The organism is Citrobacter sp. JUb117 (assembly GCF_024809055.1).
In the GTDB taxonomy this organism is placed as follows: Bacteria; Pseudomonadota; Gammaproteobacteria; order Enterobacterales; family Enterobacteriaceae; genus Citrobacter; species Citrobacter gillenii.
Genome location: NZ_JANUFB010000003.1, coordinates 494,573 through 506,763, shown reverse-complemented (window position 1 = coordinate 506,763; position 12,191 = coordinate 494,573). Strand labels below are relative to the sequence as shown.

The 12,191-nt window shown below is 52.2% G+C and carries 11 protein-coding genes and 2 pseudogenes; 8 read left to right on the top strand and 5 right to left on the bottom strand.

Annotated features, from left to right (window positions below; all coding sequences use genetic code 11):
• Window positions 1-7: 7 nt before the first annotated feature.
• The 3 genes from rpsI to sspB all read left to right on the top strand — a co-directional run bounded on the left by rpsI (window position 8) and on the right by sspB (window position 1,862).
• On the top strand, window positions 8-400 hold the full coding sequence (rpsI, locus tag M2374_RS09780; protein ID WP_062774136.1) for a 30S ribosomal protein S9: 393 nt from the start codon (window positions 8-10) through the stop codon (window positions 398-400).
• 314 nt (window positions 401-714) lie between these two features.
• Window positions 715-1,353, top strand: coding sequence for a stringent starvation protein SspA (gene sspA, locus M2374_RS09775; protein ID WP_135911317.1), 639 nt, complete (start codon window positions 715-717; stop codon window positions 1,351-1,353).
• A 5-nt stretch (window positions 1,354-1,358) separates the two neighbouring features.
• Complete coding sequence (gene sspB, locus M2374_RS09770; RefSeq protein ID WP_096755484.1) at window positions 1,359-1,862, top strand: ClpXP protease specificity-enhancing factor; 504 nt, start codon at window positions 1,359-1,361, stop codon at window positions 1,860-1,862.
• A 46-nt stretch (window positions 1,863-1,908) separates the two neighbouring features.
• Here sspB and dcuC read toward each other — a convergent pair whose 3' ends face one another.
• Window positions 1,909-3,276 (bottom strand): anaerobic C4-dicarboxylate transporter DcuC, encoded by a 1,368-nt coding sequence (gene dcuC, locus M2374_RS09765; protein WP_174361220.1) that lies wholly within the window; start codon window positions 3,274-3,276, stop codon window positions 1,909-1,911.
• 359 nt (window positions 3,277-3,635) lie between these two features.
• Between dcuC and nanR the strand changes: the two genes are divergently transcribed.
• The 5 genes from nanR (at window position 3,636) to nanQ (ending at window position 8,484) form a co-directional block, all read left to right on the top strand.
• Window positions 3,636-4,427, top strand: coding sequence for a transcriptional regulator NanR (nanR, locus tag M2374_RS09760; protein WP_115257365.1), 792 nt, complete (start codon window positions 3,636-3,638; stop codon window positions 4,425-4,427).
• A 134-nt stretch (window positions 4,428-4,561) separates the two neighbouring features.
• The gene (nanA, locus tag M2374_RS09755) at window positions 4,562-5,455 is read left to right on the top strand and encodes an N-acetylneuraminate lyase (protein ID WP_117342748.1); all 894 of its coding nucleotides are present in this window, start codon (window positions 4,562-4,564) and stop codon (window positions 5,453-5,455) included.
• Window positions 5,456-5,565: 110 nt separating this feature from the next.
• On the top strand, window positions 5,566-7,056 hold the full coding sequence (locus M2374_RS09750; RefSeq protein WP_181688702.1) for an MFS transporter: 1,491 nt from the start codon (window positions 5,566-5,568) through the stop codon (window positions 7,054-7,056).
• An 88-nt stretch (window positions 7,057-7,144) separates the two neighbouring features.
• Entirely contained in the window at window positions 7,145-8,020 is an 876-nt protein-coding gene (locus M2374_RS09745) for an N-acetylmannosamine kinase (protein WP_153880052.1), read from the top strand.
• Window positions 8,017-8,484, top strand: a complete 468-nt coding sequence (nanQ, locus tag M2374_RS09740) for an N-acetylneuraminate anomerase (RefSeq protein WP_181688703.1) — start codon at window positions 8,017-8,019, stop codon at window positions 8,482-8,484. The genes M2374_RS09745 and nanQ overlap by 4 nt, the downstream gene beginning before the upstream one ends.
• Before the next feature lie 64 nt (window positions 8,485-8,548).
• Here nanQ and M2374_RS09735 read toward each other — a convergent pair whose 3' ends face one another.
• The 4 genes and pseudogenes from M2374_RS09735 to M2374_RS09725 form a co-directional block, all read right to left on the bottom strand.
• Complete coding sequence (locus tag M2374_RS09735) at window positions 8,549-9,829, bottom strand: cytosine deaminase (RefSeq protein WP_181490916.1); 1,281 nt, start codon at window positions 9,827-9,829, stop codon at window positions 8,549-8,551.
• A complete protein-coding gene (gene codB, locus M2374_RS09730) occupies window positions 9,819-11,069 on the bottom strand; it encodes a cytosine permease (protein WP_181624749.1) in 1,251 nt (416 codons plus the stop codon). The genes M2374_RS09735 and codB overlap by 11 nt, the downstream gene beginning before the upstream one ends.
• A 197-nt stretch (window positions 11,070-11,266) precedes the next feature.
• Window positions 11,267-11,365: pseudogene (locus tag M2374_RS22350) on the bottom strand (glutamate synthase); the annotation flags it as partial.
• 69 nt (window positions 11,366-11,434) lie between these two features.
• Window positions 11,435-11,660 (bottom strand): annotated as a pseudogene (locus tag M2374_RS09725) (DUF1016 domain-containing protein); the annotation flags it as partial.
• Window positions 11,661-12,191 lie beyond the last annotated feature (531 nt).

The window sequence follows — 12,191 nt, the reverse complement described above, 5'->3', positions numbered from 1 at the left end:
ATAGGCAATGGCTGAAAATCAATACTACGGCACTGGTCGCCGCAAAAGTTCTGCAGCTCGCGTTTTCATCAAACCGGGCAGTGGTAAAATCGTTATCAATCAACGTTCTCTGGAACAGTACTTCGGTCGTGAAACTGCCCGCATGGTAGTTCGTCAGCCGCTGGAACTGGTCGACATGATTGGTAAACTGGACCTGTACATCACCGTTAAAGGTGGTGGTATTTCTGGTCAAGCTGGTGCGATCCGTCACGGTATCACCCGCGCACTGATGGAATATGACGAGTCACTGCGTGGCGAACTGCGTAAAGCAGGCTTCGTTACTCGTGATGCTCGTGAAGTTGAACGTAAGAAAGTCGGCCTGCGTAAAGCACGTCGTCGTCCTCAGTTCTCCAAGCGTTAATTGGTTTCTGCTTCGGCAGATTGCAATTTGCGAAAAAACCCGCCTCGGCGGGTTTTTTTATGGATTTTTACCCGCGAATAAGCACGGTAATCTGCTGATTGCCACCTCTTTTTTCCCATTTCCAGAATCGACTCACCACAAAGGTCACAAAATCTGGTAAACTATCATCCAATTTTCTGCCCAAATGTGCGGTATTGTTCATTTTTTGTTTGTATTTTGAACAGCAATGGCTTTCCGAATCTGGGTGACATCACTTCTGGCTGGCCACCTGGTGGCTGGTAGCAGTAAAATTCTTAATATACCTGGAGGTTTTCATGGCTGTCGCTGCCAACAAACGTTCGGTAATGACGCTGTTTTCTGGTCCTACTGACATCTATAGCCATCAGGTCCGCATTGTACTGGCGGAGAAAGGTGTTAGTTTCGAGATTGAGCATGTGGAGAAAGACAATCCACCTCAGGATCTGATCGACCTCAACCCGAATCAGAGCGTACCGACACTGGTGGATCGTGAGCTGACCCTATGGGAATCTCGCATCATTATGGAATACCTGGATGAGCGTTTCCCGCATCCGCCGCTGATGCCGGTTTACCCGGTTGCACGTGGTGAAAGCCGCCTGTACATGCAGCGTATTGAAAAAGACTGGTATACGCTGATGAACGTCATCGTAAACGGTTCTGCTTCTGAAGCGGACGTCGCGCGTAAGCGACTGCGCGAAGAGCTGCTGGCAATTGCGCCAGTGTTTAGTCAGAAACCGTATTTCCTGAGCGATGAGTTCAGCCTGGTAGACTGCTACCTGGCGCCGCTGCTGTGGCGTTTACCGCAGATGGGTATTGAATTCAGCGGTGCTGGTTCGAAAGAGCTGAAAGGGTATATGACCCGCGTATTTGAACGTGACTCTTTCCTGGCTTCTCTGACTGAGCCTGAACGTGAAATGCGTCTGGGCCGGGGTTAATCTGTATGGATTTGCCACAGCTATCACCGCGCCGTCCGTATCTGCTGCGCGCATTCTATGAGTGGTTGTTAGACAACCAGCTCACGCCGCACCTGGTGGTGGATGTGACGCTTCCGGATGTGCAGGTTCCTATGGAATATGCGCGTGACGGGCAAATTGTTCTGAATATTGCTCCACGTGCAGTGGGCAACCTGGAACTGGCAAACGACGAAGTGCGTTTTAACGCGCGCTTTGGCGGTATACCGCGTCAGGTTTCCGTGCCGCTGGCTGCTGTTCTGGCTATCTATGCCCGTGAAAACGGTGCAGGTACCATGTTCGAGCCAGAAGCGGCCTACGACGAAGATGTCGCCAGCTTAAATGATGACGACAACGACACGTCCGGCTTTGAAAGCGAAACGGTTATGTCCGTCATTGATGGCGATAAGCCCGATCACGGTGATGACAACGACCCGGATGATACGCCGCCACCTCCGCGTGGTGGGCGTCCGGCGCTACGCGTAGTGAAGTAAAATCAAACAGGCCCTTGCGGGCCTGTTTTGCTTTCTGTGCCAGCCATCAATAAAACAGCACAATCGTGGCTATCATATTCACCACAAATCCTACCGCCATTGGGATCGCCGTGCGTTTAACCACCTCAAAAGGCGATACACCCGCAATACCGGAAGTTACTACAATGACCGCAGTAATGGGTGAAACCGCGCGGGCCAGGGTAGTGGCAAAGTGCATTGGCATAATCATTACCACCGCCGGAATATGCAGCCCTGCGGCGATGTCCGGGATCAGGCTGGCGAAAGACATAAACGGCGCGTTACCGGAACCCATGACAATGGCGCAGGCGGCGATGACCACCGCCATGATGATCATCACGCCGATACCGCCAAGCCCGGAATGTTCCGCCCCCCTAATCACCGCGTCGACAGTGCCGATGGTGGTTAAGCCTTTGGCAAAGATCTCACCGGCGACGACCAGCGTCACGACATTGGCGAACTGGGTGCCCATGCCATCAAAAAACGCCTGCACATCATCCATGGTTTCGCGCAGATTATGGGTGCGAAAGAATTCGACAAGCATGGTGACTGTCATGCTCATCAGCATCACCACCACCAGATTCAGCTCTGTTTTCATGAATCCACTATGTGCAAGGAACAGCGAGCCTAGCATCAGGATCAGTGGCATCACCGGTAAAATGGCGTAATAGAGCGGCGGAACATCTTCCAGCACCTTTTGTTCGGTAAAGCCGATGTTTTCTGGTGCCGCTTTTTTATCAAACTGGCGCTGCACAAAAAAGTGCGCAATAGCAACGGCGATAATCACGCACGAGGCCACGGGTAACTGGTAGTGGAAGAAGTAGGTGGCGATTTTCATTCCCGCTACCTGAGCGGCAAAAATCGAGTTTGTTTCCAGAATACCCCATTCAATCGACATTGACGTGGCAATGACCGCCACTGCCGACAAACGGCTTACGCCAAGGCTGACCAGCGTCGGGAAGAGGGTGACCATCAGCAACATCCCTAACCCGGAGGCGCTGGTAATGAACTGCGCCATGATCTGACCGATCACATAGGTGGCGGCAAGCACGATATACGGTGATCGGATAAGCTTTAGCGGACGGCTCAGCAGGCTCACCATCGCCCGACTGGCTCCCATCCTGTCCATATAGCGGGCATAGCCACCGACGGCCATAATCGACAGCCCCAGGCCTGCTGCACGACTGGAGAGCATGCGCAGAATTTCGTTATAAATATCAACCAGCAGGTAGCCGCTGCTTTTTTCGGGTGCAACCAGCGCACCGTACCCCAGCCAGACGCCGCAGATCATTAGGAAGATCCCAGCCGCCGCAAGGACCACCTGGGGTTTGTAGTTTTTGAGGATCAGGTAACCCATCGTTAATAAAACGATGACAGAAAGTATGATGCCGAACATTTTTTCACTCCATGCAGGAAAGAAGATAAATCCGGTAATAGCGCTGTTATAAAAGCGGATGTTATATTTTTTTTACCGTTTTTTATGGAGTGAATATCGTATTTTTAAAATCGATATTAAATTATTTTTCGTTTTAAAATAGCAGGTTATGATAATTTTTCACGATCATATTCGCAGATTTCATAAATTCGATGTCATACTCAGAAATTAAAATTCATCATATTGTTTTTGAGTGAAAATATATTTGTATTTCATATGTTATCAATAAGTGGGCTAACCCGATTGACCTCCATTTCACCCCGCTTTCGATCCTGTGTTACGATGAACCCGCTGTTGTTTTTCACCAATGACTTAGCTGAATGGACCCTATGAACGCATTTGATTCGCAAGCTGAAGACTCTCCATCCACCATTGGCCGTAGTTTACGTAACCGCCCGCTGGCACGTAAAAAGCTGTCTGAAATGGTTGAAGAAGAACTGGAACAGATGATTCGTCGTCGGGAGTTTGGCGAGGGTGAACAGTTGCCGTCCGAGCGGGAGCTGATGGCCTTCTTTAACGTCGGTCGTCCCTCGGTACGAGAAGCCCTGGCGGCGTTAAAACGTAAAGGCCTGGTGCAAATCAACAACGGCGAACGTGCCCGCGTTTCGCGTCCATCTGCGGACACCATCATTGGTGAACTGTCGGGGATGGCGAAAGATTTTCTCTCGCATCCCGGCGGCATCGCGCACTTTGAACAGTTGCGACTGTTCTTTGAGTCAAGCCTGGTGCGTTACGCCGCCGAGCATGCAACCGATGAGCAAATTGACAGACTGGCGAAAGCGCTGGAGATTAACAGCCAGTCGCTGGATGACAACGCGCTGTTCATTCGTTCGGACGTGGATTTTCACCGTGTGCTGGCGGAGATCCCTGGTAATCCTATCTTTATGGCGATCCATGTCGCGCTGCTGGACTGGCTGATCGCCGCACGTCCGACCGTCGCTGACCGCGAATTATACGAGCACAATAGCGTAAGTTATCAACAGCATATTGCTATTGTCGACGCCATTCGTCAGCACGATCCTGATGAAGCAGACCGCGCATTACAAGACCATCTCAACAGCGTTTCCGCTACCTGGCACGCCTTCGGTAAAAATAAAAAATTGAGGAAGTGATCGCGATCCTGATGATCGTTTAGTGAGGCAGATCGCAATATAAGCGTTCTGTATTGTATTGCTGCTTATTTGATCTGGTATAACAGGTATAAAGGTACGCAGTTAGACAACACTAATCATCGACAGAGGTAGTTATGGCAAGAGATTTAAGAGGCGTAATGCCAGCGTTGTTAACCCCATTCGACAACCAACAGCGACTGGACATTGAGAGCCTACGTCGTCTGGTACGTTTCAACATTGGGCAGGGCGTTGATGGCCTGTACGTCGGTGGCTCAACGGGTGAAGCGTTTGTCCAGAACCGGGCTGAAAGAGAGCAGGTACTGGAGATCGTGGCGGAAGAAGCGAAGGGTAAAGTCACGCTTATCGCACATGTGGGCACGGTGAGCACCGAAGAGAGCCAGCAGTTGGCGAGCGCAGCCCATCGCTACGGCTTTGATGCTGTCTCTGCCGTCACACCGTTTTACTATCCGTTCAGTTTTGAAGAGCACTGCGATCACTACCGTGCAATTATTGATTCCTCTGATGGCTTGCCAATGGTGGTCTATAACATCCCGGCGCTGAGCGGCGTAAAACTGACGCTGGATCAGATCAACACGCTGGTCACGTTGCCGGGTGTTGGCGCGTTGAAGCAGACCTCTGGCGATCTCTATCAAATGGAGCAAATCCGTCGCGCCCATCCGGATCTGGTGCTGTACAACGGCTATGACGAAATTTTCGCGTCAGGCCTGCTGGCTGGGGCAGACGGTGGTATCGGCAGTACCTACAACATTATGGGCTGGCGCTATCAGGGAATAGTGAAAGCACTCAAAGAAGGCGACATCCAGACGGCACAAAAGCTGCAAACCGAGTGCAATAAGGTTATCGATTTACTGATTAAAGTCGGCGTGTTCCGTGGACTGAAAACGGTTCTGCACTATATGGACGTGGTTTCCGTCCCACTGTGCCGTAAGCCGTTTGCCCCTGTTGACGAAAAGTACCTGCCAGAACTGAAAGCGCTGGCTGACCAACTGCTGGCAGAAAAGGCGTAACAGCGGATTGCCGGGGGCTCTTTGCTTGCCCGGCCTACACAGGCAGACCGTAGGCCGGATGAGGCACAGTCGCCCACCAGTACAACAATGAAAATCGTCGGGAGAGTCACATGAGTACTTCTACCCAGAGCATTCCGTGGTACCGCCATCTCAACCGGGCACAATGGCGTGCGTTCTCTGCCGCCTGGCTGGGATATTTGCTGGATGGTTTTGATTTTGTCTTAATTGCCCTTGTGCTGACGGAAGTACAAGGTGAATTCGGGTTGACGACGGTGCAGGCTGCCAGCCTGATCTCGGCCGCCTTTATTTCTCGCTGGTTTGGCGGGCTGATGCTGGGGGCGATGGGCGATCGCTACGGGCGTCGCCTGGCGATGGTCACCAGCATTATTCTGTTCTCGCTAGGGACGCTGGCTTGCGGTTTTGCACCGGGCTACACCACCATGTTTATTGCCCGCCTGGTCATCGGTATGGGGATGGCAGGTGAGTACGGTTCAAGTGCGACCTATGTGATTGAAAGCTGGCCTAAACAGTTGCGCAATAAAGCCAGTGGTTTCCTGATTTCGGGCTTCTCCGTGGGGGCCGTGATCGCCGCTCAGGTCTACAGTCTGGTGGTACCGGTGTGGGGGTGGCGCGCGCTGTTTTTCATCGGCATTGTACCGATTATCTTCGCCCTCTGGCTGCGTAAAAATATTCCGGAAGCCGAAGACTGGAAGGAAAAACACGAAGGCAAAGCGCCGGTGCGCACGATGGTGGATACCCTCTATCGGGGTGAACATCGGGTCATTAATATTCTGATGACGCTCGCCGCCGCAACCGCGCTGTGGTTCTGTTTTGCCGGTAACCTGCAAAATGCGGCTATCGTGGCGATCCTCGGTCTGGTCTGCGCGTTTATCTTCATTAGCTTTATGGTGCAAAGCAGCGGTAAACGCTGGCCGACGGGCGTAATGCTGATGGTAGTGGTGCTGTTCGCCTTCCTCTACTCGTGGCCAATTCAGGCGCTGCTGCCGACCTACCTGAAAACTGAATTGATGTATGACCCGTCGACGGTCGCCAGGGTGCTGTTCTTCAGCGGCTTTGGGGCGGCGGTAGGCTGTTGTGTCGGTGGTTTTCTGGGTGATTGGCTGGGTACGCGCAAAGCCTATGTCTACAGCCTGCTGGCCTCACAGTTGCTGATTATTCCCGTGTTTGCGATTGGCGGTGCCAACGTCTGGGTACTGGGTCTGCTGCTGTTTTTCCAGCAAATGCTCGGGCAGGGGATCTCCGGGATCTTACCCAAACTGATCGGCGGTTATTTCGATACTGACCAACGTGCGGCGGGTCTGGGCTTTACCTACAACGTGGGTGCGCTGGGCGGGGCACTGGCGCCGATCATCGGTGCGCTGATTGCACAGCGTCTGGATCTGGGCACGGCGCTGGGATCGCTGTCGTTTAGCCTGACTTTCGTGGTGATCCTGCTGATTGGCCTTGATATGCCGTCCCGCGTGCAGCGCTGGCTGCGCCCGGAAGCGCTGCGTATCCATGATGCCATTGATGGTAAACCGTTTAGCGGAGCCGTGCCGTTTGGCAGCGATAAAAGCGCGCTGGTGAAATCAAAAAGTTAATCCGATAGCCCGGTCCTGCACCGGGCTATTTTGGTAAGGGAGTAAGTATGTCGTTACTTGAGCTACTGACGCTGAAAAAGGTCGTGCTATGACAACGCTGGCGATTGATATTGGCGGCACCAAACTGGCCGCTGCACGGGTAGACCGCGATTTACAGATCCGCGAACGCCGTGAACTGCCGACACCTGCCAGCAAAACGCCGGATGCTCTGCGGACCGCGTTACAGACGCTTATTGAGCCACTGCAGGCGCAAGCAGAGCGCGTTGCCATTGCCTCCACCGGTATTATCCGCGAGGGCACACTACTGGCGATTAATCCGCTCAATCTTGGCGGGCTGATGCACTTCCCGCTGGTACAAACCTTAAGAGAGTTGACCGGCTTGCCGACAATGGCGGTCAATGATGCGCAGGCGGCGGCCTGGGCGGAATACCACGTAATGGCTGACGAGATAAGCGACATGGTATTTATCACCGTGTCGACAGGTGTGGGCGGCGGCGTGGTCAGCAACGGCAAGTTACTCACCGGGGCTGGTGGTCTGGCGGGGCATTTAGGGCATACGTTGGCAGACCCTAATGGACCAGTCTGTGGCTGCGGTCGTACCGGCTGCGTGGAGGCTATTGCATCTGGTCGCGGAATTGCCGCTGCCGCACAGGGCGACCTTGCCGGTTGCGATGCCAGAACGGTGTTTACGCGTGCGGTGCAAGGGCATAAACAGGCCACGCGGTTGATTGCACATTCTGCACAGGTGCTGGCGCGACTGATTGCCGACGTCAAAGCGTCTACCGACTGCCAGTGCGTAGTTGTGGGTGGCAGCGTCGGGTTGGCGCAAGGATATCTGACGCAGGTCCACACGCTGCTGGCGCAGGAACCCTCGGTGTATCACGTCCCACTGCGCGCAGCACATTACCGACATGACGCCGGGTTGCTGGGCGCAGCATTGTTAGCACAAGGAGAGTTATCATGATATTAGGCGAGTTACAGTCGCTATCCGCCGCGGGATTACCCCCTGTTCTGCTTGATGCGCTGACCCTTGCTCTGGCGGCAGACGTGCAGAATAACGCGCCGGGACACTATGTACTGAAAGGCGACGATCTGTTTATGAACGTGATGCAGTTCGCCACGCAACCGCCACAAGAAAAAAAGGCGGAGCTGCATGAATGCTATATTGATATCCAATTGCTGCTGGCAGGTGAAGAGCGTATTTTTTTCGGTTTGGCAGGTTCCGCACGTCAGTGCGAAGACGTGTATGTTGAAGAGGATTATCAACTGTGCAGCGAGATTGCCGATGAACAGGTTGTCACCCTGAAACCGGGGATGTTCGCGGTGTTTATGCCTGGCGAGCCACATAAACCGGGCTGCGTGGCGAGTGCATCTGGAGAAATTAAGAAGGTGGTGGTGAAGGTCCGAGCCAGCTTGCTACACGCCTGATAGGAATGCGCCAACATGGTAATTGCCGCAGCTGCGTGTCTGCGGCAATTATCCAAAAGACAACCTACCGCTTAAATGTCACCGTTTCTGGCTGCGACAGATGCAGCGTTGTTTGGCTCGGTACGGTCTCGGCGATGACCCGCCCGTGGCGAATGGAATAACGGGCAGGTGTTTGGCGACGAACCGCGTCAAACCCATTTTCTGCCGGTAAAATTACCAGGTTAGCGGAATTTCCAACGCTCAGGCCGTAGTCTTGCAAGTGCAGGGTTTTTGCGCTGTGAGTGGTTATCAGGTTCAGCCCATCATTAATCTGCCCGTATCCCATCAGTTGGCACACGTGTAATCCCATATGCAGCACCTGCAGCATATTCGCGGTGCCCAGCGGATACCACGGATCAAAGACATCATCATGGCCAAAGCAGACGTTGATCTCTGCCTCCAGCATCTCTTTGACGCGGGTGACACCGCGACGCTTGGGATAGGTGTCAAAACGTCCCTGCAGGTGAATGTTCACCAGAGGATTCGCAACAAAGTTAATACCTGACATTTTCAGCAGACGGAAAAGACGGGAAGCATACGCGCCGTTGTAGGAATGCATCGCTGTGGTATGGCTGGCAGTGACGCGCCCGCCCATTCCGTCGCGATGTGCCAGTGCTGCAACGGTTTCAACAAAGCGTGATTGTTCATCATCAATTTCGTCACAGTGCACATCGATAAGGCGGTCGTACTTCTGGGCCAGGGCGAAAATTTTATGCAGCGACTCCACGCCATATTCACGTGTAAATTCAAAGTGGGGAATTGCACCAATCACGTCGGCGCCCAGGCGCACCGCTTCTTCTAACAGCGCCTCACCGTTGGGGTAAGATAGAATCCCCTCTTGTGGGAATGCCACAATTTGCAGCTCCACCCACGGTGCGACCTCTTGCTTCACTTCCAGCATCGCTTTCAGTGCCGTTAGCGTGGGATCGGAAACGTCAACGTGCGTACGAACATACTGGATGCCGTTGGCCATCTGCCATTTCAGGGTTTGCATGGCACGCGTCTTCACGTCTTCGTGAGTCAGCATCGCTTTACGTTCAGCCCAGCGCTCAATACCTTCAAACAGCGTACCCGACTGATTCCAGCTTGGCTCGCCTGCCGTTTGCGTGGTGTCCAGATGGATATGCGGCTCGACGAATGGCGGGATGGCGAGTCCACCTTCAGCGTCCAGTACCTCACCTTGCGGTAAAGATGCGGCTTCCTGGGGTTCAATACGGCTAAAACGCCCGTTTTCAATTGTAAGTTGCCATAACCCGTCGCGTCCCTGTAAACGTGCCTGACGAATGGTGAGGGTATTAGTCTGCATGGCTGACCTCCGTGGACTGAGCAAGACTGCGATTAAAAAGTGGATTCAGCAGGATATAGCTGACTACACCGCCGAGTACGGCGTTGACGGGCACAATACCGGGAATATAGTGGCCGGCAGCGATGCCCAGTGCAACGGACAGAATGGCTATCCAATTCACCGGCGTAAATTGTGCGTTGTTGAAATCGGCGTATCGGCGGTGGTTTAACAGATAGTCGGCAATAATCACCCCGCCAATCGGAGGGATCGCGGCCGACAGAAATGTCAGCCAGCCGACAAAGTTATTGTACAGCCACAGCGCGCACAGCGTGCCAATAATACCGTTAACCACCGACAATGTACGGCTGGAAAAACCGGTAATATTGGCAAAGCCCAGACCCGACGCATACAGCGCGTTGTCGTTGGTTGTCCAGATATTCAGGCCGAGAACGACAATCGCTGGCAGCAGGAGCCCCTGGGCAATCATCACGTCGGAGATGTCCGCCTGTCCTACAGCGGCAGCGCCAGCAGCACCGAAGATAAACATCAGGGAGTTGCCGAGGAAAAAAGCCACCATGGCAATCAGCACCGCAGCTTTGGCATTACGGCCAAAGCGAACGAAGTCGGCCGTCAAGGTACCTGCGCTGACAAACGATCCCACGACCAGCGCCAGCGCGGTTGAAAAATCCAGCGGCGTCTGTGGCACAATCGTTTTTAAATGATCTAAGCCGCCCACGTCGGATACTGCCAGCCAGACGGAGTAACTACCAAGAATAACGATAGCGGGTACGGCGATAATCGATAAAACCGTCAGCGCCGAAATGCCAAAAAAGATGGTCATGGTCATCAACAGGCCAGACACAGCAATCAGGATATTAACGTCGATTCCCGTCGCTTTGCTGACTGGGATAGCAAACATCGCCACGCCAACACCAAACCAGCCCACCTGCGTGCCGCCTAACAGCATTGAGGGAAGCCATGAACCTTTTACGCCAAATGAGTAACGCGCCAGGAGATGGGTAGAGAGTCCGGTTTTTGCGCCGATGAAACCAAGAAAGGCAGTGTAAATACCGAGGAGAAGATTACCGAAGAGAACTGCCAGGAAGAAATCATCATAGGAAAGACCGGTACCGAGTGTGCCCCCGGTCCACATACTGGCAGAAAAAAACGTTAATCCCAACATCACAAATGTCAGTGGAACTACGCCTTTCCGCGCGGCCAGAGGGACGGGGCCCTGGCTATAATTGTTATCTTGCGACACAACGCCTCCATGAATTTTGCCCAAAAAATCCGCCGCATAATATACACTTTTCAGAAGAATGCAAACGTTTACGTACTGGCGTTTTAAGCTGGTTGGTCGCGAATTTATGCTATGTAGCAACTACGTATTTTTAGAAGAGAAGACGGATATCCGGCATCTCATTCATATGTGCGGACGAGATGCCAGAAAATATGTGTTTATACTTCCAGGTAATTCTGGATCCCGTCTGCGGCTTTACGGCCTTCGGCAATTGCCGTCACCACCAGACCCGAACCGCGCACGATGTCGCCATTGGCTCAGTCGCTCCGTGAATGATCTCATTGAGACGCTAATCGAGTTTGTGAACGGGCCACGTATTGCTTGTTATTTTGAAAATAAAGATAAAAAGCTCGAATTTGTCGCAAGTTTCCCGTGGAAACCCCACGTTTGTATCGCTGGTTTAAACCGACGGCCAATCTCCCAATAGGTTGCCGTCATAATTGTGTTGATGCTGCGGACCGTTTCTGTCCTGGCGTTTTCCAAGAAATGAATTATACCGTCATGGATTTGCTGATAATCCTCAGCATGGTGTGTCGAGGTGAGTGTATTCATGTCTTTCCTGGCGTGATAGTTGCGAAATAAAAATATATCGCGTATCAATACGCTCGAGACGCTCGAGACGCTCGAGACGCTCGAGACGCTCGAGGTCTAATGCTGTCAATTCATGCCGATTGCATTACATGGACTTGCATCAGTATTTGCGAGTCGCTTTCCAGGAATGACGTGAATGTGTGAAGCAGAAGAAGACAGGGCCCTACCCAGCAATGTGAATTTTGGCTGGGAGCCAGAAAGGTTCTTACACTATCAATCAATATATAATTTAAAGTTATCAATGGATGGTGTAAATATTCTTGGTGTTATAATGATGAATGTGAATCTATTTTTCGGATTTTATTTATTCATTTTTTATCAACGGTTATAGTAATTGAACTAATTTTATGTCGGATTAAGTTTTAATTAATTTCGTATTTAATATTATTAACTTTATTCTATTGATGCCGATGGCATATCCTATCCTGGTCATTCATGGGTTCATTAAGTGAGTGATTTGTTTGCATTCAAACACATCTATTTTTCATTTCA